We start from the raw sequence: 26181 nt of genomic DNA, 5'->3' as shown, positions 1-26181 counted from the left end.
GGGCTGCTCCGCAGCCCTTTCGCGACACAAGGCCGCTCCTACACTGACCGCGTAGACGGCATCGATATGGGATGGGCGAGCTCTGTGTAAGATAGCCTGCGATGCGCCGCGCGGGCGGCGCTCGATCTGATAGGCGCTGAAAGGCCCATGGCGGACACCTGTAAGCCCTGACGCCACCTCAAACCGAACATCCCGCCGCCACCCCGCCCCCTCTGTAAGACATTTCCCAAACTGAAACCAAATCCTTCAGTCCCAAACCCATTCGGACCTATCCTACGCCCCTGTCGGAAATCGCCGAATTGGCGGGGAAAGACACCGGGGTTAACTTCGCGGGGTCGTCACATTTGGCGACCGGGTGTGAGAAGCCCGTTGTAACCCACCATCTGGCTTTCCATTTTATGGCAGTCGTGCGCGTGCGGGCTTTCGCCCGGCCGTGGCTTGATGGTGTCTACACGGTCTTCTCACCATGCGTACGACTGCCACCCTTGTCTGTGAGAAGGATGGAGGTGGTTGTTTCCATTAGTTACTAGGAGACACCATGAAAAAACTAGTACCAGATCCCCCTTGCCCAACCCACTACCTGAAAATCATCAACGCCCTCCCACCCGCCGAAGCCATGGCCCAAGCCGCCACGCTGATGGACACCCTGGCAACCACCGTCCACGATTACGCCCAATGCCCCCCAGAGCACCGCTCGCAAAGCACGCTCGACACCGCCATCGTTCTTTCACAGTTAGTCATCGTGCTGGTAGACCATGCCGTTGCCGAGCAGGCATCCCTATGAACGAGCCCCGGTCCTGTGGCACCGCAGGTGCCGAAACCTTCCTTGACCTGTTCTGCATCAAGCCGGGCATCCCGTTCGAGCGCGCGTTCGACGAGCTGTCGGTGTTGCTGGGCTGCATCCGTCACCTGACCGCCGAGGCCGAACTGGAAAGCGACCTACTGGCCGGCAGCGCTGCGCGCATCCTGAGCGCAATGGCCAAGGCATTGATCAATGACCTGGAGCGCGGCATGCGGCGCAGAAGCTAGCCGTCACGAGAACATGGGTAGCGCAGCGCTTGGTGCAGGCTTGTTGCGGCCTCATCGCAGGCTGACGCCAGCTCCCACAAGGGACCGGGGCAGACCTCGATATCGTGGCCGGGCACGGTCTCTGTGGGAGCTGGCGCTAGCCTGCGATGAGGCCAGCAAAGGCCTGTACAAAACCCAAGAGTTCCCCGCACGCGTTCAGCATGAGGCCGTGAGGGATCTCTCAAGGCCCTGGGCTATACCCTCCGTCTTTCGACGGGTACCTGCAAACCGCCGCTGACGCTAGACTGTCATCTTTCCCACATCGGACAGGAGTCCCGGCGTGCCCGAACCCCGCAGTTTCTCCAGCGACTTGTGCCTCGAAAGCCCCCGCCTGCAACTGCGCCCCATGCGCCATGGCGATGCGCAGCAATGGTTGACCATCATGGCTGACCCGGAAGTGATGCGTTACTGGTATCACGCCCCGTGGCAAACCCTGGCCGAGGCCGAAAGCGCCCTGGCCGCCGACCGCGAAGCCTACGCCAGTGGCCAACTGCTCAAACTCGGCATGTACCGCCGCGATAATGACGAGCTGATCGGCATGGTCCAGCTGTTCAACCTCGAAGACGCCTCGCGCCGCGGCGAGATCGGCTACTGCCTGGCCCGCGTTGCGCAAGGCCGCGGCTACATGGACGAAGCGCTGACCTGCTTCATCGACTACCTGCACAACACCCTGCATCTGCGCCGCCTGGAGGCCGAAATCGACCCTCGCAACCAGGGTTCGGCGCGTACCTTGGAGCGCCAGGGCTTCGTCCTCGAAGGCACTTTGCGCGCACGCTGGTGCGTGGCCGGCGAACTGTCTGACTCGGGCATGTACGGGCTGCTGCTGGAGCCGCCGGTTGCGTGAAGGTTTGGAGGCGGGGCAGTGGCTGGGTTAAGGTCGCAGCCTGTCCCGTTCGCTCTGGTGTGTCCCTTGCCCGCTTTCTACCTGACCCTAAGCCTCTGCATCTACCTGCTGAGCCTGGGCTTCGACGCCGTGTTGATGGCCAGTGGGCGGCACATGCCCGCGTTGCAGATCCTTATCTATGGCCCCTGGGGGATCACCCTGGGTGAGTACCAGTGGTTCGCCAACCCCCTGCTGGCGCTGGCCATACTGGCCCACCGCAAATTTCGAAAGCTGGCGCTGGTGTGCGGCCTGGCGGCGTTGTACCTGGCAGTAAGCAGCCTTGGCGTGGAACGGTTGCCGGACAACCAGAGCTATGACTTCCAGAATGTGGTCGGCTTTGGTGTGGGCTTTTACCTGTGGCTGGCGGCCATCGTGGCGTTTTGCGCCGGGCAGCTGTGGTGGTGCTACAAGGCCAGGCACGCCAATGAAGTGCCCGGCTGGCGCTGGCTGGATGTGGCGCTGATGGCGGCTATCGGGCTGGCGTTCTATGCGGCCACCGAAATGCCGTCGCTGCGTTTCGAGCCGAACAAGGTGATGCGCCCGCCTGCGCCGCAGCAGGCGTTGTGATGCTAGGCTGCATGGCTATTGCCCTGGAAAAGGATTCGTCATGCTGCCCCGTTATGTGATTGGCGCCATTGCGCTGTTTGGCCTGGCCAGCGCCCAGGCCGACGACTATTCGTCGACCTACACCCAATGCATGGACACCGCCTCCAGCACTACAGCCATGGGTGCCTGTATCCAGGCCGAGACCAAATTGCAGGATGAGCGCCTGAACCGGGTGTACAAACAATTGCTGGCCAAGCTTGCCCCTGGCCAACAAAAAGCCCTGCGCGAGGTGCAGCGCAAATGGATTGCCTACCGCGATGGCAACTGCGCGTTCCACCGCAACCTCAGTGACGGCAGCCTGTATCGGATCGAGGGGGCGATGTGCGTGATGGACTTGAGCAAAACACGCGCTGCCGAGCTTGAGCGGGTGCTTAGCCCGGGGCAGTAGTGGCCTTGCTACCATTCCTACACGAGCCCGGTATCAAGGTCGCGGTTCGGCCCGCGCCTTCAGGTACTCGCGAACCTCCAGGGCATCGCCGGCAAACTCGATGCGGCTGGCCTTGGCCTCGCGCTGATAGGCGTACATCGGGTCGTAATACTCATTGAGCAGCCCTTCGATCCAGCCCCGATGCAGGCCCACGTCGCCGCTGCGCAGTTGCTCGTCCAGCGCCTGTTCCAGCAACCCGTACAAGCGCTGGAAGCGCTCGCCGCCCAGGCGTTTGTGGATATTGGCCATGCTCTGGCGCATGCGCTCGGCAAACAGCTGCGGCCCGCTCTCTTCGCCATGCAGCGCGACAAATTCGCCGCTCAGGTTGATCACATAGTCGCGCAGGATGCGCTGCACGCGGTTGTCGAAACTGTCCTCAAGCCACACCAGGCGGTACTGCTGCATGCCCTTGTACAGCTCCAGCGGCACTGCGCAACTGCCGACGATGCGGCCTTCGTCCTCAAGCACGAACTGCTCGATGCCGCGCTGGCGCTTTTTCAGCACATCGATGGCCAGGGCATTTTCAAAGTCGATCTGCGCCGGCTGCGCGGTGGCCCGCTTGCCGAAGCTGGAGCCGCGGTGGTTGGCATGGCCTTCGAGGTCGAGCACGTTGTCGAGCTTGAGCAGCACATCGGTCTTGCCGGTGCCGGTCAGCCCGCCCAGCAGCACGAAATCGCACTGTGCCACGGCCTGCTGGGTGGTTTCCAGCAGCAGGGTGCGCATGGCTTTGTAGCCGCCGACCACTTTCGGGTAATGAATGCCGGCTTCCTTCAGCCAGCCTTGGACGATCTGCGAGCGCAGCCCGCCGCGAAAGCAATACAGGTAACCGTCGGGGTGGGCCTTGGCGAACGCCGCCCAGGCCTCCAGGCGTTGTTGCTTGACCGCACCGTTGACCAACTGGTGGCCAAGGGCGATGGCCGCCGCCTGGCCTTGCTGCTTGAAACAGGTGCCGACCTTGTGGCGCTCGTCATCGGTCATCAGCGGCAGGTTGACTGCGCCGGGGAAGGCGCCCTTGGCGAATTCAACCGGGGCGCGCATGTCCATCAGCGGCACATCGTCGACGAACAATCGGTGCAACTCGGTGCAGTCGGGGCGCATCAAATCACCTCGACTGCGTGGGTCTGTCGTTCCACCAAGGTGCCGATGGGCGCAAGCTCAAGGCCCAGCTCGCGGGCTACGGCGAGGAACTCGGCTTCACCTTCGGCGCTGACCGCCACCAGCAGGCCACCGCTGGTCTGCGGGTCGCACAGCAGGTGTTTCTGCGAGTCGCTCAGTGCGGCGATCTTGTGGCCATAGCTTTCGAAGTTGCGCAAGGTGCCGCCGGGGATGCAGCCCTCGGCCAGGTAATAGTCGACGCTTGGCAGGCGCGGCACTGCCGCGAAGTCCAGGCGTGCGGTCACGCCGCTGCCTTCGGCGACTTCCACCAGGTGGCCGAGCAGGCCGAAGCCGGTGACGTCGGTCATGGCCTGCACCCCGGCCAGCTTGCCGAAGCGGCTGCCGGGGGTGTTGAGGGTGCACATCCAGTCGCGGGCCAGGCCCTGGTCCTGCTCGCGCAGCTTGGCCTTTTTCTCGGCGGTGGTGAGGATGCCGATGCCCAGTGGTTTGGTCAGGTATAGGGTGCTGCCGGCGCGGGCAGTGTCGTTGCGCTTGAGGTGGCGCTTGCTCACCACACCGGTGACGGCCAGGCCGAAGATCGGCTCGGGGGCGTCGATGGAGTGCCCGCCCGCCAGCGGAATACCGGCTTCTGCGCACACCGCACGGCCGCCGCGAATCACTTCGCGGGCCACTTCTGGCGGCAGCACATTGACTGGCCAGCCGAGAATGGCGATGGCCATCAGCGGGTCGCCGCCCATGGCATAGATGTCACTGATGGCGTTGGTAGCGGCGATGCGGCCGAAGTCGTAAGGGTCATCGACGATGGGCATGAAGAAGTCGGTGGTCGACACCACGCCGCGCTCGTCATCCAGGGCATAGACCGCGGCGTCGTCACGCGAGGCGTTGCCCACCCACAGGTTCGGGTCCAGGGCTTGGGTGCCGCTTTCGGCCAGGATCACGTCCAGCACCTTGGGGGAAATCTTGCACCCGCAACCGGCACCATGGCTGTATTGGGTCAGACGAATCGGCTCGTTCATACGCACCTCTACCTACAATGATTGGCGCGATTGTAGCAAAGCTGGCCTTTGTGCCCGTGGCTCTTATACTTCCCCGATTACGCGCTAAAGCCTTTGTTCCAGAATCGGAGAACTCCCATGCTCAAACGCCCTCTGGCGCTCGCCGCCGGCCTTGCTCTGTCCTGCTGCGCATTTGTCGCCCAGGCAGCCGATGTGCTGCGGGTCAGCGCCATCCCCGACGAGGCGCCGACGGAGCTGTTGCGCAAGTTCAAGCCGCTGGGTGAATACCTGGAGCAGAAACTGGGCATGAAGGTGCAGTTCGTGCCGGTGGCCGACTACCCCGCCGTGGTCGAGTCGCTGGCCAGCAACCGCCTGGACCTGGCCTGGCTGGGTGGTTTCACCTTTGTTCAGGTGCACCTCAAAGACCCGACCGCCACGCCTTTGGTGCAGCGTGAGCAGGATGCGCAGTTCACCTCCAAGTTCATCACCGCCAACCCGGATGTGAAGAGCCTGGCCGACCTCAAGGGCAAAACGTTCGCCTTCGGCTCGATCTCGTCGACCTCGGGCAGCCTGATGCCGCGTTACTTCATGTTGAAAGAAGACAACATCAAGCCCGAGAGCTATTTCAGCCGCGTCGCCTATTCCGGCGCCCACGACGCTACCGTGGCCTGGGTGGCGGCGGGCAAGGTGGATGCCGGGGTGCTCAACGCCAGCGTCTGGCAAAAACTGGTGGATGCCGGCAAGGTCGATACCAGCAAGGTCAAGGTGTTTGCCACCACGCCCACCTACTACGACTACAACTGGACCGTGCGCGGCAACATGGACCCGGCGCTCAAGGACAAGATCAAGCAGGCGTTCCTGGCCCTCGACCCGGCCAAGCCTGCCGACAAAGCCATCCTCGACCTGCAGGCGGCCAGCCGCTTCATCGAGACCAAGCCTGAAAACTACCAGGGCACCGAACAGGCAGCGCGCGAGGCCGGCCTGCTCAAGTGAGTATCTGTCTGCAAGCGGCAAGCCTGCGCCATGGCCAGGTGCAGGCGCTCAGTGCCGTCGACCTGCGCATCGAAACAGGCGAGCGGGTGGCGATCATCGGGCCGTCCGGGGCGGGCAAGTCCAGCTTGCTGCACTTGATGGCAACTGCCGTGCAGCCCAGTGCCGGCCAGCTTGAACTGCTTGGCGCGCAGCCTTGGGCGCTGCCTGCCGGCGCCCGCCAGCGCCTGCGCGCGCGGGTGGCGCTGGTGCATCAGGCGCCGCCGCTGCCGCCGCGGCAACGGGTGGTGACGGCGGTGCTCGCCGGGCGGCTGGGGCAGTGGGGCACGCTGCGCGGTCTGCTCAACCTGCTGCACCCAGGCGATGTGCCGGGTGCGCGCCAGGCGCTGGCCGAGCTTGGGCTGGCGGACAAACTATTCGCCCAATGCGGGCAGCTGTCGGGTGGCCAGTTGCAGCGGGTCGGCATCGCCCGTGCGCTGTATCAACGCCCTGAGCTGCTGCTGGCCGATGAGCCGGTGTCGGCCATGGACCCGGTATTGGCCGTGCACAGCCTGGCGCTGCTCAACCGCCATGCCCAGCAACGGGGCCTGACGCTGGTCGCCAGCCTGCACGCGGTGGAGCTGGCGCTTGCGCATTTCCCTCGGGTGATCGGCCTGCGTGAAGGGCAGGTGATGTTCGATTGCCCGGCGCACGCGGTCGGTGACGATTTGTTGCAGGCGCTGTATGCCAACGAGCATCTGGCAGCGCCGGTGGTTAGCGCCCCAGCGTTGACGGTGCAGATTCCGCGATGCTGATTGCCGCTGACCGCGACCCGGCAGCGCTGCCCCGCGTGCTGTTGACTGTGGTGTGCCTGGCGCTGCTATGGCCGGGGCTGCACCTGAGCGAGCTGAACCCCGGTGTGCTGCTGCAAGCCGAAAACCGTCAGCAGATGGGCAGCTTCGTCAGCGGCTTCTGGCCACCGGCGCACGACCGCGACTTCCTTGCCCTGTTATGGCAGGCAACCTTGCAGACCCTGGCGGTGGCCACGGCCGGCATGAGCCTGGCGCTGCTGCTGGCGGTGCCGACCAGCCTGCTGGCCAGCCGCGCACTGTCGTTGCGGGCGGCGTCGCGTGGCGGCAGGCCGGGCTGGGCCTCGCGGGTGCTGCGCATGCCGGTGCGCGGCGTGCTGGTGTTTCTGCGCAGCGTGCCGGAGATCGTCTGGGCGCTGCTGTTCGTACGCGCAGTAGGCCTGGGCCCGACGGCCGGGGTGCTGGCCATTGCCATTACCTACAGCGGCATGCTCGGCAAGGTCTACGCCGAAATCTTCGAGTCGGTCGACCAGCGCCCGGCCCATGCGTTGTTGCAGGCGGGCAGTGGGCGGTTGCTGGCGTTCTGTTACGGCGTTCTGCCCAATGCCGCAGCCGAAGTGGTGTCATATACCGTGTACCGCTGGGAATGCGCGGTGCGCGCCTCGGTGGTGATGGGCTTTGTCGGCGCAGGCGGCCTGGGCCAGCAGATCGACCTGTCGATGCGCATGTTCGCAGGGGCGGAGGTGGCGAGTATGTTGCTGGCATTTTTGCTGCTGGTAATGCTCGCTGATCTGTTCAGCCGTCTGCTGCGCGGCAGGCTGGCATGAGCCGGCTGATCAACCGGCTGGTGCTGCTGGGTATTGCCTTGGCGGTAGCGGCATCGTTCGCCTTTCTGGAGCTGGACTTGCAGGCGCTGGTCGGCAACGGCGGCCTGGCGCAAATGGGCGAGTACGCCGGGCGCTTCATGCACCCAGACCTGTCGCCCGAGCATTTGCGCGCAGTGGGGCGCGGCGCGCTGGAAACCCTGGCGATGTCCGGCATGGGCAACTTGCTGGCGATGGTCCTCGGCATGTTGCTGGCACTGCCTGCGGCTGGGCGTTTCGGCTGGCCGTTGCAAGGCGCCGCGCGGCTGCTGCTCAATGCGCTGCGGGCGATCCCGGAGTTGGTGTGGGCGGCGCTCACAGTGCTGGCTGCAGGCCTTGGGCCGAATGCCGGCACCCTGGCGTTGGCGCTGCACACCGCAGGCGTGCTCGGGCGGTTGTTTGCCGAAGCGCTGGAAAACGCCCCACCCGAGCCGGCTGCGGCCATTCGCTTGCAGGGCGCCAGCCAGGTGGCTGCGTTCTGCTTTGGCACGTTGCCCAACCTCTGGCCGCAGCTGCTGGCCTACAGCTTGTATCGCTGGGAAAACAACATCCGCATGGCCAGTGTGCTTGGGTTTGTCGGCGCGGGTGGCTTGGGGCAGATGCTCTACACCACCCTCAGCCTGTTCCAGGAGGCACAGGCCAGCACGGTGATCATCGCCATGCTGGTGCTGGTGTTGTTGGTGGATGCATTCAGTGACGTATTGCGCCAGCGGTATGTACGGGCCTGAGCGCTGGTTTAGGCCGGCACGGTCTTGTGTAGGAGCGGCCTTGCGTCGCGAAAGGGGGGCGTAGCGCCCCAGATTTATAGTTCAAGCTGATATCGCCGGGGCCGCTTTTGCGGCCCTTTCGCGACGCAAGGCCGCTCCTACACAAGATCGAGTGAGGCCCGCACCGTTGACCGCCTACTTGACCATCTGCTCCTCGCACTGCGATTCACGCTGCATCGAATCCAGGTTGCGCTCGATCGTCTCGCAGATGGTGTCCATGGGGATTTGATGCTCGCTGGAGCGGAACGGGCTCTGCAGGTCGGTGCCGATGCGCTCGATCGCCAGCAGCATGAAGCCCACCACGGTCGAGGCCAGCGGGGTGAACCAGCCCAGCGATTCCACCAGCCCCACCGGCACGATCAGGCAGAACAGGGTGATGAACAGCCGCGGAAAATACACGTAAGGGTAGGGCAGCGGCGTATTGGCGATGCGCTCCATGCCGCCTTGTGCGTTCGACAGGTCCACCAGCGTCGACTCCAGCCGCGCCAGGCGAATGCTGTCCAGCCGCCCGGCCTGATACTCCCGCGCAAGCAAGGCCGCCGAGCCGCCGAGAATGTCATTGGCAAAGTTGTTGGAGCGGTTACGCCGCTCGAATTCCTGCGGCGGAATGAACGCGATCAACTCGTCCGGGCATTTTTCGTTCTTCAAGTGCGCCGCCAGGCAGTTCACATAGGCGATATGCCGGCGTAGCAGCGTGGCCTTTACCGGGTTCAGCCCATCGTCCGGGTCGTCGATCAGCGTTAGCACTTGGCGCGCAAAGCTGCGCGAACTGTTCACCAGCGCCCCCCACAAGGTGCGCGCTTCCCACCAACGGTTGTAGGCGCTGCTGTTACGAAAGCTCACCAGCACCACCAGCGCCGAGCCCAGCAAAGTCAATGGGATCAGCGGCAGGCTGAACTTGCTGTTGAAGAACAGCATGAAGTCGATGGTGACCAGCACGTCCCAGATCAGCAGCCAGAACAGTGACCAGCCGATGTAGCTGATGGTCTTGTGGGCCAGGCGGAAATTGCGGATGAGGAGGTTTTTCACAAGGGGTGTCTCGAAGCGGTGGTGCTTTATCCGACGCCACGGACGCGGTTGGGGTTCACGGCGGGGGTGTAACAAGAAATGGGGGACGGGGAATAGGGAAATAGACCACGTGAGACTGGGAAGCGGCTGGATGCCTCTGTTTGCGTGATCAAGGCAGTGTTCCGGGTTGGTGGGGATCTGCTGTACAGCGATCCTGAACGTTGATTGTTTGTATTCGTTAGGATACAGTCGGGGAGGTCCGGTGAGCTATGAAATTGAACAAACGGAGAGCTTTTCCCTATGGTTGGCCCAACTGCGTGATCTGCGCGCACGGCTTTCGATAGGCCGGAGGATCGAGCGTCTCTCGTTGGGCAATGCAGGCGATTGCAAACCGGTCGGCGGGGGGATCAGCGAACTGCGTATCGATGTCTCCGGCGGCTACAGGGTTTACTTCATCACCCGGAACAACAGGTTGGTCCTGCTCCTGGTGGGCGGGGACAAGTCTTCACAAGCTGGCGACATCCTCAAGGCAAGGGCGCTGGCCAAGGAGTTGATATGAGCGAGAAACTCATCCCGTTCGACATGGCGCAGTTGCTCGATAGTGATGCAGCGATCAGTGAATACCTGAGCCAGGTGCTTGCCGATGGCGATACTGACGAGATACTCCGCGCGCTGGGCCACATCGCTCGGGCGCGGGGGATGTCGCAAATCGCGAAGGAGACAGGCCTGGGCCGCGAAAGCCTCTACAAGGCGTTCGGCCCTGGCGCAAAGCCTCGCTTTGACACAGTGCTCAAAGTCATTCGTGCATTGGGCCTTGATCTCTCGGCACAGCCGCACGCCTTGGGTGGTTGAGCAAAGGCGGTCAGGCTGAGCCCATCTTCATCTGTACCAGTGCAACCCTGCTGCCATCTGGCGCCTGCCGCTCTTCAATGGCGAACGGCACGAACCCCAGCTGTGGATAAAGCAGCAAGCCGGCCGTGTTGTGGTTGAAGCATGAAACCCAAATCTCACGCGCGGCGAATTCTTCACGGGCCAGTTCGATCATGACCTGCACCAGATAGCGCGCCACCCCTCGGCCCCTGGCAGCTGGGGCCACGACCACATTGCCCAGCGCGCAAACGCCATCGCATTCGGCCTTGTAGAAGTTCGCAAAGCCCAGCACCACCCCGTCACCTTCCACAACCGTGGAGCAACTGCGTTGCGCTATTGCCTCGCTCAGTTGCGCGGGGGTAAGCGGGTAGGTGGCTCTTGGGAACATGTAGAACAGCTCATCCGGGCCCTGCGGGAAGCAGCAGATGGCGGGGATGTCGGCAGTCCTTGCCGGGCGGTGACTCAGATTCATGGGCGGGCTCGCGCAGGTGGTGAAGGGCCAGCTTAGTCCATGGGCAGTTTTTTGGATGCAGGCGCTCAGGTGTGAGCGCGCGCGTGGGAGATTCGGCGTGGGAGCGGGCTTGCCCCGCGATGGCCAGCACGCCGAGTGGATCTGCCCGACCTGACACTGTCCGGCGCCAGTCCACGGTGAAATCAACGATAAGTTTAAGATAGCTCTACACAAAGTTGCAGTTTGTGTAACTTACTGTGCATCACTGCGCCGGATATGCGCGCACTCCGCGATGAAGGGGGCCTCGGGGCAGACTGTTCATACAGTGGCTGAGGCGCATTCGTTAATGAAGTTGCCAGCTAACAAAGATGATCGTCAACATCGCAAGCAACCCCCACGTTATCCACAACGCATATTTCAAGTGTTTCAGCTTGATGGCCGTTTCCATGAGGTGAGTTGCAAATTGTTCGCGCAGGTTGGCAAGGTCGTGGCTCTGCGCGGCCACTGCACCCACTAGGGAAATCAATTGTGGATCTGCCGAGCGGCAAGGGGACGCGGCTGGAGAAGCCTGCTTGTCATCGGCGCTACCCTGGGCATTAAGCCACGAATGACGCCCCAAAAAGGTAATGACGGCAGTCACGCCGTATGCCATTCCAAGGAGGGCTTCCACAGAGGTCACGACCTTGCCGGCAAACAGCGTTGGGGTGACATCGCCGAAGCCAAGCGTGGTGAAAACGACAGTCGAATAGTAGTACCAATTCCAGGCCTCGGTGTTCGTTGTGCATTCCTGAACACTGTTTTCTAATGTGCAGCAGTGTTCGAAAACGATGAGATTTCCTGTTTTATAAACAAAGCCAAACAAAGCAATGAAGAGCACCGCGGCCATGATAAAGGTGAGGAAAAGGATGCTTCCTTCCCAGCCACGTGGGCGGGAAGTGCAAAAAATCACAAACGTGAAAGCAGCATAGAAAACGACGATGGCGACGAGTGCCCAGTGCCATGGGGCACAATGGACAACCCAGAAAGTGGCAGCGATACATAGCATGAGCACCGCCACAGACCACCACGGATGGTCCTTGGTCCGCTCAGCCAAACGATCCATGAATACTTTTTTTTCTGGGTCCGATGTTGTGTTCAAGCGTCATCATCCTTGAGATCAAAGGCCAGGCCAGCGAGGCTTTTTTTCGAGCAAAAAAAAACCTTGCATGAGCAAGGTTTTTTTTCAGATTTGGTGCCCCGAGGGAGACTCGAACTCCCACTCCTTTCGAAAACGGATTTTGAATCCGCCGCGTCTACCAATTCCGCCATCAGGGCTTGTGGCGCCGCAGTATAGAGAGGGTCGTGCAACCGGTCAATCGGCTTTCATGGTCAATTTTCGTCCGTTGGGCTAAACTTCCCGGCCCTGTCGAACCGAACATCATCATGCGCGTCGCCGATTTCTCTTTCGAACTCCCAGACTCCCTCATCGCCCGCCACCCTCTGGCCGAGCGCCACGGCAGCCGCCTGCTCGTGCTGGACGGCCCCAGTGGGGTGCTGGCCCACAAGCAGTTCACCGACCTGCTCGACTACCTGCGCCCCGGCGACCTGATGGTGTTCAACAACACCCGGGTCATCCCGGCGCGGCTGTTTGGCCAGAAAGCCTCGGGCGGCAAGCTCGAAGTGCTGGTCGAGCGTGTGCTCGACAGCCACCGGGTGCTGGCCCATGTGCGCGCCAGCAAGGCGCCGAAAGAGGGCGCGCAGATTTTGATCGATGGCGGTGGGGAGGCCGAAATGGTCGCCCGCCACGACACGCTGTTCGAACTGCGCTTCAGCGAAGAAGTGCTGCCGCTGCTCGAGCGCGTCGGGCACATGCCGCTGCCGCCGTATATCGACCGCCCGGATGAGGGCGCCGACCGTGAGCGCTATCAGACCGTCTACGCCGAACGTGCCGGCGCCGTGGCCGCGCCAACTGCTGGCTTGCACTTCGATGAGGCGCTGCTGGCCAAGATCGCCGCCAAGGGCGTCGAGCGTGCCTTCGTCACCCTGCATGTGGGCGCGGGTACCTTCCAGCCAGTGCGGGTCGACAACATCGAAGACCACACCATGCATAAAGAGTGGCTCGAAGTGAGCCAGGATGTGGTCGATGCCGTGCAGGCATGCCGCGCCCGTGGTGGGCGCGTGGTTGCCGTTGGCACCACCAGCGTGCGCTCGCTGGAAAGCGCCGCCCGCGATGGCGTGCTCAAGGCGTTCAGCGGCGATACCGACATTTTCATTTTCCCCGGCCGGCCGTTCCATGTGGTCGACTGCCTGGTCACCAACTTCCATCTGCCGGAGTCCACGCTGCTGATGCTGGTCTCGGCCTTCGCCGGTTACCCCGAGACCATGGCTGCCTACGCGGCGGCGGTCGAGCAGGGCTACCGCTTCTTCAGTTACGGTGATGCCATGTTCATCACCCGCAATCCGGCGCCACGCGGCCCAGAGGATCAAGCATGAGTCGCACCTGTCGAATGTCGTTCGAACTGCTGGCCACCGACGGCAAGGCCCGTCGCGGCCGCATCACCTTCCCGCGTGGCACCGTCGAAACCCCGGCGTTCATGCCGGTGGGCACCTACGGCACGGTCAAGGGCATGCTGCCGCGTGACATCGAGGCCATTGGCGCCGAGATGATCCTGGGCAACACCTTCCACCTGTGGCTGCGCCCGGGCACCGAGGTGATCAAGAAGCACAACGGCCTGCACGACTTCATGCAGTGGAAAGGCCCGATTCTTACCGATTCAGGCGGCTTCCAGGTGTTCAGCCTGGGCGCCATGCGCAAAATCAAGGAAGAGGGCGTGACCTTCGCCTCGCCGGTCGATGGCTCGAAAGTATTCATGGGCCCGGAAGAATCGATGCAGGTGCAGCGTGACCTGGGTTCGGACGTGGTGATGATCTTCGACGAGTGCACGCCGTACCCGGCCGAGCACGATGTCGCGCGCACCTCCATGGAGCTGTCGCTGCGCTGGGCCCAGCGCTCCAAGAACGCCCACGCCGACAACACTGCGGCGCTGTTCGGCATCGTTCAGGGCGGCATGTACCAGGACCTGCGCATGCGCTCGCTCGAGGGCCTCGAGAATATCGGCTTTGACGGCCTGGCCATCGGCGGGTTGTCGGTGGGCGAGCCCAAGCACGAAATGATCAAGGTGCTCGACTACCTGCCAGGCATGATGCCGGCTGACAAACCTCGTTACCTTATGGGGGTAGGCAAGCCGGAAGATCTTGTAGAGGGTGTGCGCCGCGGCGTCGACATGTTCGACTGCGTGATGCCAACCCGCAACGCGCGCAACGGCCATCTGTTCGTTGATACCGGCGTGATCAAGATCCGCAACGCGTTCCATCGCCATGATGATTCGCCGCTGGATCCGACCTGCGACTGCTACACCTGCAGCAACTTCTCCCGCGCTTATCTGCACCACTTGGACAAATGCGGCGAAATGCTGAGCAGCATGCTGAATACCATCCACAACTTGCGCCATTACCAGCGCTTGATGGCCGGTTTACGCGAGGCTATTCAACAGGGTAAATTGGCCGCCTTTGTCGACGCCTTCTATGCCAAGCGCGGGCTTGCCGTGCCGCCTTTGGACTGACTGTTCGCATCCATTATTAAAATATTTGCATTAGGAGTGCACCCATGAGCTTCTTGATTCCCGCCGCCTACGCGGACGCCGCAGCCCCAGCAGCCGGCCCAGCCGGTACCGGCTTCGAGTGGATCTTCCTGGTTGGTTTTCTGGTCATCTTCTACCTGATGATCTGGCGCCCGCAGGCCAAACGCGCCAAAGAGCAGAAAAACCTGATGGGCAACTTGCAGAAAGGTGACGAAGTCGTCACCAACGGCGGCATCGCCGGCAAAATTGTCAAAGTCTCTGACGACTTTGTTGTTCTGGAAGTGTCCGATACCGTCGAACTGAAGTTCCAGAAGGGTGCCATTGCGGCGACCCTGCCAAAAGGTACGCTCAAGGCTATCTGAGTTACCGGTTTTATTTTCCAGTCGGGGCGCGCAAAGCGTCCCGCGTCTTGAACGGGCGGCGTGATGCTGAACAAATACCCTCTGTGGAAATACCTGCTGATCGTGCTGGTCCTGGCGATCGGCTTCATTTATTCCGCACCCAACCTCTACCCGGATGATCCGGCGGTGCAGATCAGCGGTGCCAGCTCCGCCCTGCATGTCAGCCAGGCCGACCTCGATCGCGTCACCAAGGCGCTGAACGATGCCGGTATCACCGTCAAAGGCGGTAGCCTGGGCGAGAAGGGCAGTGCGCTGGTGCGCCTGACCAACCAGGAAGACCAGCTTCCAGCCAAAGACGTGGCGCGCAAGGCCCTCGGTGACGACTATGTCGTGGCCCTGAACCTGGCCCAGACCACCCCGCAATGGCTGCGCAACCTGGGTGCAAGCCCGATGAAACTCGGCCTGGACCTGTCCGGTGGTGTGCACTTCCTGCTGGAAGTGGACATGGACAAGGCTATGACCGCGCGCATGAAAGTCTACGAAGGTGAGGTCAAGACCCTCCTGCGCAAAGAGCGCATCCGCTACCGCAGCCTGCCGCAGCAGGATGGCGGGATCATGCTGGGCTTCTCTGACGATGCCACCCGCGAGCAGGCACGTAGCCTGATCCGCAAGAATTTCAGTGATTTCGACCTGACCACCACCGAGCGCAACGAGCTCGCCGTGCTGCGTCTGGCGCTGACCCAGGCCAAGGTTGCCGAAATCCGCGAATACTCGATCAAGCAGAACCTGACCACGGTGCGTAACCGGGTCAACGAACTGGGCGTTGCCGAACCACTGGTTCAGCGCCAGGGCGCCAACCGGATCGTGGTCGAGCTGCCAGGCGTGCAGGACACTGCCGAAGCCAAGCGTATTCTCGGCAAGACCGCCAACCTTGAGTTCCGCTTCGGTGCCGAGCCGGGTGCCTCCAAGGCCACCACCGAGGTGTTCGAGTTCCGCGAAGGCGGCCGTTCGGCGCCGGTCGAGCGTGGCCTGATCATCACCGGTGACCAGGTGACCGATGCCCAGGCAAGCTTCGACGAGCACGGCCGTCCGCAGGTGAATATCCGCCTCGACGGCCATGGTGGCGAGCTGATGAGCCGTGCCACCCGCACCAACGTCGGGCGCAGCATGGCGGTGATCTTCATCGAGCAGAAACCGGTGACCCGCTATGAGAAGCAGACCGTCGGTGGCGTCGAGAAAGACGTAGCCGTACAGAGCTTCAAGGAAGAGAAAAAGATCATCAGCCTGGCGACCATCCAGTCGCCGCTGGGCAGCCAGTTCCGCATTACCGGCCTGAACGGCCAGGGCGAATCGTCTGAACTTGCCCTGCTGCTGCGTGCCGGTGGTCTGGCTGCGCCGATGTACTTCGCCGAAGAACGTACCATTGGCCCAAGCCTGGGTGCTGACAACATCACCAAGGGTATCGATGCATCCCTGTGGGGCATGCTTTTCGTGTCGCTGTTCATCATTGCCATCTATCGCGGCTTCGGCGTCATCGCCACCGTCGCGCTGGCGGGCAACATGGTGCTGCTGCTGGCCCTGATGTCGCTGCTCGGCGCTACCCTGACTCTGCCAGGTATCGCCGGTATCGTACTGACCATGGGTATGGCGGTGGACGCCAACGTGCTGATCTTCTCGCGTATCCGCGAGGAGCTGAAAGCCGGCATGTCGGTGCAGCGCGCCATCCACGAAGGCTTCAACCGTGCCTATACCGCGATCATCGACGCCAACCTGACCAGCTTGCTGGTGGGCGGCATCCTGTTCGCCATGGGTACCGGCCCGGTCAAGGGCTTCGCGGTCACCATGTCCCTCGGGATTTTCACCTCGATGTTCACCGCCGTCATGGTGACCCGCGCAATGGTCAACCTGACCTGCGGCGGGCGTGACATCAAGAAGCTGTGGGTTTGAGGGAGCTGCGATGAAAACCATCAATTTCATGGGCGTGCGCAATGTCGCGTTCGCCATTACCGTGCTCCTCACCGTGCTGGCGCTGTTCAGCTGGTGGCAGAAAGGGCTGAACTTCGGCCTGGACTTCACCGGCGGCACGCTGATCGAGCTGACTTACGAACGCCCTGCCGACCTTAAGGCCGTGCGTGCGGAGCTGGCCGATTCGGGCTTCCACGAGGCCGTGGTGCAGAGCTTCGGCGCTACCACCGACCTGCTGGTGCGTATGCCGGGCGATGACCCGCAACTGGGCAACAAGGTTGCGGCCGCTCTGCAGAAGGCCGGTGGCGACAACCCTGCAACCCTCAAGCGCGTCGAGTTCGTCGGCCCGCAGGTGGGTGAAGAACTGCGCGACCAGGGCGGCATGGGCATGCTGCTGGCGCTCGGCGGCATCCTCATCTACCTGGCGTTCCGCTTCCAGTGGAAGTTCGCCGTCGGCGCGATCATCTCGCTGATCCACGACGTGGTGGTGACCCTGGGTATCCTGTCGTTCTTCCAGATCACCTTCGACCTGACGGTGCTGGCGGCGGTGCTGGCGATCATCGGCTACTCGCTCAACGACACCATCGTGGTGTTCGACCGGGTGCGTGAGAACTTCCGGGTAATGCGCAAGGCTTCGCTGATCGAGAACATCAACGTCTCGACCACCCAGACCCTGCTGCGCACCATCGCGACCTCGGTATCGACCTTGCTGGCCATTGCCGCACTGCTGATCTTCGGTGGCGACAACCTGTTCGGCTTCTCGCTGGCGCTGTTCATCGGTGTCATGGCGGGTACCTACTCGTCGATCTACATCGCCAACGTGGTGTTGATCTGGCTGAACCTGAACAGCGAAGACCTGATCCCGCCGGTGAAAACCGAGGGTGTGGACGAGCGTCCGTAACGGTTTTCCTGCACCGTTTGGCGTAAAGAAAGACGCGAGTGTTGAACTCGCGTCTTTTTTTTTGCTCCAAGGCTGGGAGAAAGCGGGGCAAGACCCGTACGTATGATCAGGAGGTTCACGTGAACAAATCAATGCTGGTGGGTGCGGTACTGGGTGCAGTCGGTGTCACCGCCGGGGGTGCTGTGGCGACCTACAGCTTGGTGAACAAGGGGCCTGAATACGCCCAGGTCACCGACGTGCAGCCGATCAAGCAGCAGATCAAGACGCCGCGCCAGGTGTGCAAGGACGTGGCGGTGACTCGTCAGGCGCCGGTCAAGGACCAGCACCAGATCGCAGGTACTGTGGTCGGTGCGCTGGCCGGTGGCTTGCTGGGTAACCAGGTGGGCGGCGGTACCGGCAAGAAGATTGCCACCGTGGCGGGCGCCGTCGGTGGTGGTTATGCCGGTAACAAGGCGCAGGAATACATGCAGGAGCGTGACACCTATACCACCACGCAAACCCGCTGCAACACGGTCAACGACATCAGCGACAAGGTGGTTGGCTACAACGTCACCTATTCGATTGGTGACCAGGTGGGCAAGGTGAAGATGGACCACGAGCCAGGCTCGACCATCCCGCTGGACAAAAACGGCAAGCTGGTGCTGAGCCAGAATCAGCCGGGCCAGTAACTGCATCGCCCTGTAGGAGCGGCCTTGTGTCGCGAAAGGGGTGCGAAGCGCCCCCAGGATTTGCGATCACGACTGATAGTGCTGGGGCCGCTTTGCGGCCCTTTCGCGACGCAAGGCCGCTCCTACAGGGGGGGCGGTTTCTGGGCAAAAAATGGACATAAAAAAAGCACCCCGAGGGGTGCTTTTTTGTGCGCGATGCAATCAGCGCTTCAGCGATTCTGGCAGGTGCGGCTGAATAGCAGTCAGCACGGCCTTGAAGCACTTGATGTTGCCCGCAACGATATGGCCCTTCTCGAGGAAGTCGTGGCCACCGTTGAAGTCGCTGACCAGGCCGCCGGCCTCTTGAACCAGCAGCACGCCTGCAGCCATGTCCCACTCGGACAGGCCCGACTCCCAGAACGCATCGAAGCGCCCGGCGGCGACGTAGGCGAGGTCAAGGCTGGCGGAGCCGGCGCGGCGAATGCCGGCGGTCTGGCCGGTCAAGGCGCGGAACATGCCCAGGTAGTTGTCCAGGTCGGCCATCTGGTTGTCGCGGAACGGGAAACCAGTGCCCAGCAGGGCGCCTTCGAGGCTGGTGCGCGAGCTGACGCGCAGGCGGCGGCCATTGAGCTGGGCGCCACGGCCACGGCTGGCGGTGAATTCTTCCTGGCGAACCGGGTCGACGATCACGGCGTGCTCAAGGCGGCCACGGTATTTGCAGGCGATGCTGACAGCAAAGTGAGGAACGCCACGCAGGAAGTTGGTGGTGCCATCGAGCGGGTCGATGACCCACAGGTAGTCCTTGCCTTCTTCACCGGTGCCAGCATGCAGGCCGGTCTCTTCACCTTGGATGGAGTGGTTCGGGTAGGCTTTGCGCAGAGCGTTAACGATGGTCTGCTCGGCGGCGCGATCAACCTCGGACACGTAGTCCTTGGCGCCTTTCTCGTCGACTTTGATGGTGTCCAGGCGTTCGATGGAGCGGAAAATCAGTTCACTGGCGCTGCGAGCGGCGCGCAAGGCGATATTCAGCATAGGCTGCATGGGCGTTTCACCTGGAGATGTTAAAGAGGAAAGCCGGCTAGTCTATCAGAAATCTGCCCGCGCAGAAGGGTCACATTCGCTTTCGTGGCGTTACGTCCGTCGGTTCTGTAAGATCATTTGCCCCTTCCCACCTATCCGTGAGCTCAACACCTTGTTGCAGAATATTCGTGTTGTTCTGGTCAATACCAGCCACCCCGGCAATATCGGCGGCGCTGCTCGTGCCATGAAAAACATGGGCCTGTCGCGCCTGGTGCTGGTTCAGCCACTGGATTTCCCCGCCGCTGACGCTTCGGCGCGTGCTTCAGGTGCCGACGATGTGCTGAGCAACGCCATCGTCGTCGACAGCCTGGAGCAGGCGCTGGTTGGCTGCAGCATGGCGATTGGCACCAGTGCCCGTGAGCGCAGCATCCCCTGGCCGCTGCTCGACCCGCGTGAATGCGCAAGCAAGACCGTCGAGCGCGCCGCAGCAGGCGACGAAATCGCCCTGGTGTTCGGTCGCGAGCACGCCGGCCTGACCAACGACGAGCTGCAGCGATGTCACTTCCATGTGCACATTCCTTCCAACCCCGATTTCAGCTCGCTGAACCTGGCTGCTGCCGTGCAGGTGCTCTCCTATGAGGTGCGCATGGCCTGGCTGGCAGCTCTGGGTGAGGCGGGTGGGGAACAGAAGCAGGACGTCGCGGCGTCGCGTAACGGCGAGCTGGCGACCCTGGACGAAATGGAGCTGTTCTATGGCCACCTGGAAAAAACCCTGGTGGACATCGGCTTCCTCGACCCCGAAAAGCCCCGTCACCTGATGCCGCGTCTGCGCAGGTTGTATGGGCGCAGCGAGGTCGATCGTACCGAAATGAGCATTTTGCGCGGCATCCTCACCGAGACCCAGAAGGTCGCTCGGGGCGAGCCGTATAAAAGGAAGGGTTGAACGATGTTCGAGCGTCTGCGTGAAGATATCCAGAGCGTGTTCCACCGTGACCCGGCGGCGCGCAACGCCTTCGAGGTGCTGACCTGCTACCCGGGCATGCATGCCATCTGGCTGCATCGGTTGGGCAACGCGCTGTGGCGGCGCGATTTCAAGTGGCTGGCGCGCCTGGTGTCCAACTTCGGTCGATGGATGACCGGCATCGAGATCCACCCCGGCGCCACCATTGGCCGGCGCTTCTTCATTGACCACGGCATGGGCATCGTCATTGGCGAGACCGCCGAGATCGGTGACGACGTCACGCTGTACCAGGGTGTCACCCTGGGAGGCACCAGCTGGAACAAGGGCAAGCGTCACCCAACCCTTGAGGACGGCGTGGTGGTGGGGGCGGGCGCCAAGGTGCTGGGGCCTTTCACGGTTGGCGCCGGGGCCAAGATCGGCTCCAACGCCGTGGTCACCAAGGCGGTGCCGGCGGGTGCCACTGCGGTGGGTATCCCTGGGCGCATCATCGTCAAGAGCGACGACGATGCCCTGGAAGCCAAGCGCAAGGCCATGGCCGAGAAGATCGGCTTCGATGCCTATGGCGTTAGTGGCGATATGCCGGACCCGGTGGCGCGCGCCATCGGCCAGATGCTCGACCACCTGCAAGCGGTAGATGAGCGCCTCGAAGGCATGTGCGGCGCACTGACCAAAATGGGCAGTGACTACTGTGCCAAAGAGTTGCCGGCGCTGCCTGCCGACGACTTCGCCGAAGTGAAACAGAGCGACCCTCAGCCGCACTGATTCCGCCTGCCCGACACATGGGGCGTGTGCTCACGCCCCTGCTCTGCTACACTCGCGCCCGCCTCCCGCATGCATACCCGACTAAAGCACTAGGTCTAATAGTTGACTTAAATGCTCGGGAATCGCATACTCGCTCACATCCTGTAACTCCCGTGGTAACCATACGCCATGCGACTGACTACCAAAGGCCGATACGCCGTGACTGCCATGCTCGACCTGGCGTTGCACGCGCAGCATGGGCCGGTGTCACTGGCCGATATTTCCGAGCGCCAGGGCATCTCCCTCTCTTATCTGGAGCAGCTGTTCGCCAAGCTGCGCCGCAGCAGCCTGGTTTCCAGTGTGCGCGGCCCGGGTGGCGGCTACCAGCTGTCGCGCGGCATGGAAACCATCCAGGTGGCCCAGGTCATCGATGCGGTCAACGAATCGGTCGATGCTACCCGCTGTCAGGGCCTGGGGGATTGCCATGCCGGTGATACCTGCCTGACTCACCACCTGTGGTGCGATCTGAGCCAGCAGATCCACGAATTCCTCAGTGGCATCAGCCTGGCCGACCTCGTCATGCGCCGTGAAGTGCAGGAAGTCGCCCAGCGTCAGGACCTGCGCCGCGTCGCAGGCCGTACCGCCCAGCTGGACAAGATTGAGACGTCCGCCGTCGACTGATTGCAGCGACGAGCGACGCCACCGCCTGATAGGAGATACTCAATGAAGTTGCCGATCTACCTCGATTACTCCGCGACCACCCCGGTCGACCCGCGCGTTGCCCAGAAAATGGCCGACTGCCTGCTGGTTGACGGTAACTTCGGTAACCCGGCGTCGCGTTCCCACGTGTTCGGCTGGAAGGCCGAAGAAGCCGTCGAGAACGGCCGCCGCCAGGTTGCCGAACTGATCAACGCCGACCCGCGCGAAATCGTCTGGACCAGCGGTGCTACCGAGTCCGACAACCTCGCACTCAAAGGCGTGGCGCACTTCTATCAGACCAAGGGCAAGCACATCATCACCTCCAAGATCGAGCACAAAGCCGTGCTCGACACCGCGCGTCAGCTGGAGCGTGAAGGTTTTGAAGTGACCTACCTCGAGCCCGGTGAAGACGGCATCGTCACCCCGGCCATGGTCGAGGCTGTGTTGCGCGACGACACCATCCTGGTCTCGCTGATGCACGTGAACAACGAAGTCGGCTCGATCAACGACATCGCCGCCATCGGCGAACTGACCCGCTCGCGTGGCGTCATGTTCCACGTCGATGCTGCGCAGTCGGCTGGCAAGGTCGAAATCGACGTGCAAAAACTCAAGGTCGACCTGATGTCGTTCTCGGCACACAAGGTCTACGGCCCTAAAGGTATCGGCGCGCTGTACGTCAGCCGCAAGCCACGGGTTCGCCTTGAAGCCATGATGCACGGCGGTGGCCATGAGCGCGGCATGCGTTCGGGCACCCTGCCTACCCACCAGATCGTCGGCATGGGCGAGGCTTTCGCCATTGCCAAGCAGGAAATGGCCGCTGAAAACGTCCGCATCAAGGCCCTTAGCGACCGCTTCTTCAAGCAGGTTTCCAACCTTGAAGAGCTGTACGTCAACGGCAGCCAGACCGCTCGCGTGCCGCACAACCTGAACCTGAGCTTCAACTACGTTGAAGGCGAGTCGCTGCTGATGTCGCTCAAGGACATCGCGGTGTCGTCGGGCTCGGCCTGCACCTCCGCCTCGCTCGAGCCGTCGTATGTACTGCGCGCGCTGGGCCGTAACGATGAGCTGGCGCACAGCTCGATCCGCTTCTCCTTCGGCCGCTTCACCAGCGAAGAAGAAGTCGACTACGCGGCGCAGAAAGTCTGCGAAGCGGTCAACAAACTGCGTGAGTTGTCGCCTCTTTGGGACATGTACAAAGACGGCGTCGACATCTCCAAGATCGAGTGGGCCGCCCACTAAGCAGTCGCCGGCAAGAGCGGCTCCCTGATGAGGAAGGAATTGCACCATGGCATACAGTGAAAAGGTCATCGACCACTACGAAAACCCACGTAACGTCGGCAAGATGAACGCCGAGGACCCGGATGTCGGTACCGGCATGGTCGGCGCTCCAGCGTGCGGTGACGTGATGCGTCTGCAGATCAAGGTCAACGAGCAAGGCATCATCGAAGACGCCAAGTTCAAGACCTACGGCTGCGGTTCGGCCATCGCTTCCAGCTCCCTCGCCACCGAGTGGATGAAGGGCAAGACCCTGGACGAAGCCGAAACCATCAAGAACACCCAGCTGGCTGAAGAGTTGGCGTTGCCGCCGGTCAAGATCCACTGCTCGGTACTCGCCGAAGATGCCATCAAGGCAGCTGTTCGCGACTACAAGCAGAAGAAAGGCTTGATCTAACTGCAAGGTAAGGAGTTCCCGATGGCTATCAGCATGACAGAAGCCGCCGCCAACCACATTCGCCGCTCCCTCGACGGGCGCGGCAAAGGTGAGGGCATTCGCCTCGGCGTGCGCACCACCGGCTGCTCGGGCCTGGCCTACGTGCTGGAGTTCGTCGACGACGTGGCCGGCGAAGACAAGGTGTTCGAAAACCATGGCGTGAAGATCATCATCGATCCGAAAAGCCTGGTTTACCTGGACGGCACCGAGCTGGACTTCGTCAAGGAAGGGTTGAACGAAGGCTTCAAGTTCAACAACCCCAACGTGCGCGGTGAGTGTGGCTGCGGCGAAAGCTTCAACGTTTGAGGCTGGCCGTGGGTACTCCTTGTCATTTTGCACTGTTCGACCTGCAGCCCGGCTTTTGCCTGGACCTCGACAAACTGGCCACGCGTTACCGCGAACTGGCCCGTGAGGTCCATCCGGACCGCTTTGCCGACGCTTCCGAGCGCGAGCAGCGCGTGGCCCTGGAAAAGTCTGCCGCCCTCAACGATGCCTACCAGACGCTGCGCAGTGCGCCGCGTCGCGCCCGTTATCTGCTGGCCATAGGCGGCCACGAAGTGCCCCAGGAAGTCACCGTGCATGACCCGGACTTCCTGCTGCAGCAGATGCAGTGGCGCGAAGAGCTCGAAGACCTGCAGGACGAAGCCGACCTCGACGGCGTTGCCGTGTTCAAAAAGCGCCTGAAGGCTGCCCAGGACACGCTCAACGACGATTTTGCCAGCTGTTGGGACAACCCCGCCGAGCGCGAGCAGGCCGAGCGCCTGATGCGCCGCATGCAGTTCCTCGACAAGCTCGCCCAAGAAGTGCGCCAACTCGAAGAGCGCCTCGACGATTAACCCGGCGTTGCCCGTGATGACGCCTAAGGTATTCAGATAAGCATGGCCCTACTGCAGATCGCCGAACCCGGTCAGACCCCGCAACCGCACCAGCGCCGCCTGGCGGTGGGGATCGACCTGGGCACCACCAATTCTCTCGTCGCAGCTGTACGCAGCGGGCGCAGCGAACCGCTGCCCGATGCCGACGGTAATGTCATTCTGCCCTCGGCGGTGCGTTACCTGGACGCTGGCATCGAGGTTGGCCTGGCTGCGCGCATCGCTGCGCCAAGCGACCCGTTGAACACCATTCTTTCGGTCAAGCGCCTGATGGGGCGCGGCCTTGCCGACGTCAAGCAATTGGGTGAGCAACTGCCTTACCGCTTTGTCGGCGGCGAGTCGCACATGCCGTTCATCACCACGGTGCAGGGCGCCAAAAGCCCGGTCGAGGTGTCTGCCGACATTCTCAAGGTGCTGCGCCAGCGCGCCGAAGAAACCCTCGGCGGCGAGCTGGTCGGTGCGGTGATCACCGTGCCTGCCTACTTCGACGATGCCCAGCGCCAGGCCACCAAGGATGCTGCCAGGCTCGCCGGCCTGAACGTGCTGCGCCTGCTCAACGAGCCTACCGCGGCTGCCGTGGCCTACGGCCTGGACCAGAACGCCGAAGGCGTGGTGGCGATCTTCGACCTTGGCGGTGGCACGTTCGATATTTCCATCCTGCGCCTGACCGCCGGGGTGTTCGAGGTGCTGGCCACCGGTGGCGATACCGCGCTGGGCGGCGATGATTTCGACCACGCCGTCGCAGGTTGGATCATCGAGCAGGCGGGGCTGTCTGCCGACCTCGACCCCGCCACCCAGCGCCTGCTGCTGCAGACCGCCTGCGCCGCCAAGCAAGCCCTGACCGACAGCGACACCGTCACTGTTCGTCACGGCGCTTGGCAGGGTGAGCTGAGCCGCGCCACCTTTGAAACCATGATCGAGCCGATGATCGCGCGCAGCCTCAAGGCTTGCCGCCGCGCCGTGCGCGACAGTGGTGTCGAGCTGGACGAAGTCGGCGCGGTGGTAATGGTGGGTGGCTCCACCCGCGTACCGCGCGTGCGTGAAGCCGTCGGCACGTTGTTTGGCCGCGCGCCGCTGACCTCCATCGACCCGGACCAGGTGGTCGCCATCGGTGCTGCCATCCAGGCTGACACGCTGGCCGGTAACCGTCGTGAAGGCGGCGAGCTGTTGCTGCTCGATGTCATTCCACTGTCGCTCGGCCTTGAAACCATGGGCGGGCTGATGGAAAAGGTGATCCCGCGCAATACCACCATCCCGGTGGCCCGCGCCCAGGAGTTCACCACCTACAAAGACGGCCAGTCGGCCATGATGATCCACGTCCTGCAGGGCGAGCGTGAGCTGATCAGCGATTGCCGTTCACTGGCGCGCTTCGAGCTGCGCGGTATTCCGGCCATGGTTGCAGGTGCGGCGAAAATTCGCGTCACCTTCCAGGTCGATGCCGATGGCCTGCTCAGCGTTGCCGCCCGCGAACTGGGTTCGGGCGTGGAGTCGAGCATCCAGGTCAAACCATCCTATGGGCTGACCGACGGGGAAATCGCCCGCATGCTCAAGGATTCGTTCGAGCACGCCAGCACCGACAAGACCGCCCGCCAGTTGCGCGAGCATCAGGTCGACGCCGAGCGCCTGCTCGAAGCGGTACAAGGCGCCCTGGACGCCGATGGCGAGCGTCTGCTCAGCACTGACGAGCGCGACGCCATCGCATTCCAGATGCAGGAACTACGTGATTTGCTTACCGGCACCGATGGCCCAGCCATCGAGCAGCAGACTCGCCGTCTGTCGCAGGTGACCGATGCATTTGCCGCCCGTCGCCTTGATTCGACGGTCAAAGCCGCACTGGCCGGGCGCAACCTGAATGAGATCGAGGAGTAACC

General features: G+C 62.5%; 31 protein-coding genes and 1 tRNA gene. 25 read left to right on the top strand and 7 right to left on the bottom strand.

Annotated elements, in window-relative coordinates; genetic code table 11:
- The first annotated feature begins 538 nt into the window (after positions 1–538).
- The 5 genes from HU720_RS04190 (at position 539) to HU720_RS04170 (ending at position 2945) form a co-directional block, all read left to right on the top strand.
- Positions 539–784: a hypothetical protein gene (locus HU720_RS04190; RefSeq protein ID WP_186517504.1), complete on the top strand. Its 246-nt coding sequence runs from the start codon at positions 539–541 to the stop codon at positions 782–784.
- Complete coding sequence (locus HU720_RS04185) at positions 781–1029, top strand: DUF3077 domain-containing protein (protein WP_186517502.1); 249 nt, start codon at positions 781–783, stop codon at positions 1027–1029. Before HU720_RS04190 ends, HU720_RS04185 begins: the two co-directional genes overlap by 4 nt.
- Before the next feature lie 319 nt (positions 1030–1348).
- Entirely contained in the window at positions 1349–1912 is a 564-nt protein-coding gene (locus tag HU720_RS04180) for a GNAT family protein (RefSeq protein WP_186517501.1), read from the top strand.
- A gap of 66 nt (positions 1913–1978) precedes the next feature.
- Positions 1979–2518, top strand: a complete 540-nt coding sequence (locus HU720_RS04175; protein ID WP_186517500.1) for a hypothetical protein — start codon at positions 1979–1981, stop codon at positions 2516–2518.
- 40 nt (positions 2519–2558) lie between these two features.
- Positions 2559–2945: a lysozyme inhibitor LprI family protein gene (locus tag HU720_RS04170; protein WP_186517499.1), complete on the top strand. Its 387-nt coding sequence runs from the start codon at positions 2559–2561 to the stop codon at positions 2943–2945.
- Positions 2946–2978: 33 nt separating this feature from the next.
- Here HU720_RS04170 and mnmH read toward each other — a convergent pair whose 3' ends face one another.
- A complete protein-coding gene (gene mnmH / locus HU720_RS04165; protein WP_186517498.1) occupies positions 2979–4082 on the bottom strand; it encodes a tRNA 2-selenouridine(34) synthase MnmH in 1104 nt (367 codons plus the stop codon).
- Positions 4082–5116 carry a selenide, water dikinase SelD gene (gene selD, locus HU720_RS04160; RefSeq protein WP_186517497.1) on the bottom strand — a complete coding sequence of 345 codons (1035 nt, stop codon included), beginning with the start codon at positions 5114–5116 and terminating at the stop codon, positions 4082–4084. Before selD ends, mnmH begins: the two co-directional genes overlap by 1 nt.
- Before the next feature lie 117 nt (positions 5117–5233).
- Here selD and HU720_RS04155 point away from each other — a divergent pair, with 117 nt between their 5' ends.
- The 4 genes from HU720_RS04155 to phnE are packed head-to-tail and all read left to right on the top strand — an operon-like array spanning position 5234 to position 8464.
- A complete protein-coding gene (locus HU720_RS04155; RefSeq protein ID WP_186517496.1) occupies positions 5234–6088 on the top strand; it encodes a putative selenate ABC transporter substrate-binding protein in 855 nt (284 codons plus the stop codon).
- Positions 6085–6879 (top strand): ATP-binding cassette domain-containing protein, encoded by a 795-nt coding sequence (locus tag HU720_RS04150; protein WP_186517495.1) that lies wholly within the window; start codon positions 6085–6087, stop codon positions 6877–6879. Before HU720_RS04155 ends, HU720_RS04150 begins: the two co-directional genes overlap by 4 nt.
- Positions 6873–7700: an ABC transporter permease subunit gene (locus tag HU720_RS04145; protein ID WP_186517492.1), complete on the top strand. Its 828-nt coding sequence runs from the start codon at positions 6873–6875 to the stop codon at positions 7698–7700. Before HU720_RS04150 ends, HU720_RS04145 begins: the two co-directional genes overlap by 7 nt.
- Positions 7697–8464 (top strand): phosphonate ABC transporter, permease protein PhnE, encoded by a 768-nt coding sequence (gene phnE, locus HU720_RS04140; protein WP_186517490.1) that lies wholly within the window; start codon positions 7697–7699, stop codon positions 8462–8464. Before HU720_RS04145 ends, phnE begins: the two co-directional genes overlap by 4 nt.
- 174 nt (positions 8465–8638) lie before the next feature.
- Here the strand turns inward: phnE and HU720_RS04135 are convergent, their stop codons facing one another.
- Entirely contained in the window at positions 8639–9532 is an 894-nt protein-coding gene (locus HU720_RS04135) for a bestrophin family ion channel (protein ID WP_186517488.1), read from the bottom strand.
- 241 nt (positions 9533–9773) lie between these two features.
- Between HU720_RS04135 and HU720_RS04130 the strand changes: the two genes are divergently transcribed.
- The gene (locus tag HU720_RS04130; RefSeq protein ID WP_186517486.1) at positions 9774–10070 is read left to right on the top strand and encodes a type II toxin-antitoxin system RelE/ParE family toxin; all 297 of its coding nucleotides are present in this window, start codon (positions 9774–9776) and stop codon (positions 10068–10070) included.
- Complete coding sequence (locus HU720_RS04125; protein WP_186517484.1) at positions 10067–10363, top strand: addiction module antidote protein; 297 nt, start codon at positions 10067–10069, stop codon at positions 10361–10363. The genes HU720_RS04130 and HU720_RS04125 overlap by 4 nt, the downstream gene beginning before the upstream one ends.
- Positions 10364–10373: 10 nt before the next feature.
- Here HU720_RS04125 and HU720_RS04120 read toward each other — a convergent pair whose 3' ends face one another.
- The 3 genes from HU720_RS04120 to HU720_RS04110 all read right to left on the bottom strand — a co-directional run bounded on the left by HU720_RS04120 (position 10374) and on the right by HU720_RS04110 (position 12146).
- Complete coding sequence (locus tag HU720_RS04120; RefSeq protein ID WP_186517482.1) at positions 10374–10853, bottom strand: GNAT family N-acetyltransferase; 480 nt, start codon at positions 10851–10853, stop codon at positions 10374–10376.
- Positions 10854–11175: 322 nt separating this feature from the next.
- On the bottom strand, positions 11176–11970 hold the full coding sequence (locus tag HU720_RS04115; RefSeq protein WP_186517480.1) for a potassium channel family protein: 795 nt from the start codon (positions 11968–11970) through the stop codon (positions 11176–11178).
- A gap of 91 nt (positions 11971–12061) precedes the next feature.
- Positions 12062–12146: transfer RNA gene (locus tag HU720_RS04110), tRNA-Leu, on the bottom strand.
- A gap of 108 nt (positions 12147–12254) precedes the next feature.
- Here HU720_RS04110 and queA point away from each other — a divergent pair.
- The 6 genes from queA to HU720_RS04080 all read left to right on the top strand — a co-directional run bounded on the left by queA (position 12255) and on the right by HU720_RS04080 (position 18327).
- Complete coding sequence (gene queA, locus HU720_RS04105; protein ID WP_186517478.1) at positions 12255–13304, top strand: tRNA preQ1(34) S-adenosylmethionine ribosyltransferase-isomerase QueA; 1050 nt, start codon at positions 12255–12257, stop codon at positions 13302–13304.
- A gap of 14 nt (positions 13305–13318) precedes the next feature.
- Positions 13319–14434: a tRNA guanosine(34) transglycosylase Tgt gene (gene tgt / locus HU720_RS04100; RefSeq protein ID WP_186517516.1), complete on the top strand. Its 1116-nt coding sequence runs from the start codon at positions 13319–13321 to the stop codon at positions 14432–14434.
- A 44-nt stretch (positions 14435–14478) separates the two neighbouring features.
- Positions 14479–14814 (top strand): preprotein translocase subunit YajC, encoded by a 336-nt coding sequence (gene yajC / locus HU720_RS04095; protein WP_186517476.1) that lies wholly within the window; start codon positions 14479–14481, stop codon positions 14812–14814.
- A 63-nt stretch (positions 14815–14877) separates the two neighbouring features.
- The gene (secD, locus tag HU720_RS04090) at positions 14878–16740 is read left to right on the top strand and encodes a protein translocase subunit SecD (RefSeq protein ID WP_186517474.1); all 1863 of its coding nucleotides are present in this window, start codon (positions 14878–14880) and stop codon (positions 16738–16740) included.
- A 10-nt stretch (positions 16741–16750) separates the two neighbouring features.
- A complete protein-coding gene (secF, locus tag HU720_RS04085) occupies positions 16751–17659 on the top strand; it encodes a protein translocase subunit SecF (protein WP_186517472.1) in 909 nt (302 codons plus the stop codon).
- A 119-nt stretch (positions 17660–17778) separates the two neighbouring features.
- Positions 17779–18327 (top strand): glycine zipper 2TM domain-containing protein, encoded by a 549-nt coding sequence (locus tag HU720_RS04080; RefSeq protein WP_186517470.1) that lies wholly within the window; start codon positions 17779–17781, stop codon positions 18325–18327.
- A gap of 201 nt (positions 18328–18528) precedes the next feature.
- Here HU720_RS04080 and suhB read toward each other — a convergent pair whose 3' ends face one another.
- Positions 18529–19347 (bottom strand): inositol-phosphate phosphatase, encoded by an 819-nt coding sequence (gene suhB, locus HU720_RS04075; RefSeq protein ID WP_186517468.1) that lies wholly within the window; start codon positions 19345–19347, stop codon positions 18529–18531.
- A gap of 151 nt (positions 19348–19498) precedes the next feature.
- Between suhB and trmJ the strand changes: the two genes are divergently transcribed.
- From trmJ to hscA, 8 genes are all read left to right on the top strand, one after another.
- Positions 19499–20269, top strand: coding sequence for a tRNA (cytosine(32)/uridine(32)-2'-O)-methyltransferase TrmJ (trmJ, locus tag HU720_RS04070; protein WP_186517467.1), 771 nt, complete (start codon positions 19499–19501; stop codon positions 20267–20269).
- A 3-nt stretch (positions 20270–20272) separates the two neighbouring features.
- A complete protein-coding gene (gene cysE, locus HU720_RS04065) occupies positions 20273–21049 on the top strand; it encodes a serine O-acetyltransferase (RefSeq protein ID WP_186517466.1) in 777 nt (258 codons plus the stop codon).
- A 168-nt stretch (positions 21050–21217) separates the two neighbouring features.
- On the top strand, positions 21218–21709 hold the full coding sequence (iscR, locus tag HU720_RS04060; protein WP_008092572.1) for a Fe-S cluster assembly transcriptional regulator IscR: 492 nt from the start codon (positions 21218–21220) through the stop codon (positions 21707–21709).
- A 42-nt stretch (positions 21710–21751) separates the two neighbouring features.
- Positions 21752–22966 carry an IscS subfamily cysteine desulfurase gene (locus HU720_RS04055; RefSeq protein ID WP_186517465.1) on the top strand — a complete coding sequence of 405 codons (1215 nt, stop codon included), beginning with the start codon at positions 21752–21754 and terminating at the stop codon, positions 22964–22966.
- A gap of 46 nt (positions 22967–23012) precedes the next feature.
- Positions 23013–23399, top strand: a complete 387-nt coding sequence (gene iscU / locus HU720_RS04050; protein WP_007929523.1) for a Fe-S cluster assembly scaffold IscU — start codon at positions 23013–23015, stop codon at positions 23397–23399.
- A 21-nt stretch (positions 23400–23420) separates the two neighbouring features.
- Positions 23421–23744: an iron-sulfur cluster assembly protein IscA gene (iscA, locus tag HU720_RS04045; protein ID WP_186517464.1), complete on the top strand. Its 324-nt coding sequence runs from the start codon at positions 23421–23423 to the stop codon at positions 23742–23744.
- A gap of 8 nt (positions 23745–23752) precedes the next feature.
- On the top strand, positions 23753–24274 hold the full coding sequence (hscB, locus tag HU720_RS04040) for a co-chaperone HscB (RefSeq protein ID WP_186517463.1): 522 nt from the start codon (positions 23753–23755) through the stop codon (positions 24272–24274).
- Between the two features lie 42 nt (positions 24275–24316).
- Positions 24317–26179, top strand: a complete 1863-nt coding sequence (gene hscA / locus HU720_RS04035; protein ID WP_186517462.1) for a Fe-S protein assembly chaperone HscA — start codon at positions 24317–24319, stop codon at positions 26177–26179.
- The last annotated feature ends 2 nt before the right edge of the window (positions 26180–26181 follow it).

The organism is Pseudomonas sp. SWRI51 (assembly GCF_014268825.1).
Classification (GTDB): Bacteria; Pseudomonadota; Gammaproteobacteria; order Pseudomonadales; family Pseudomonadaceae; genus Aquipseudomonas; species Aquipseudomonas farsensis.
Note: the sequence above shows the minus strand (reverse complement) of the source record. Positions and strands in the feature narration are given on the sequence as shown.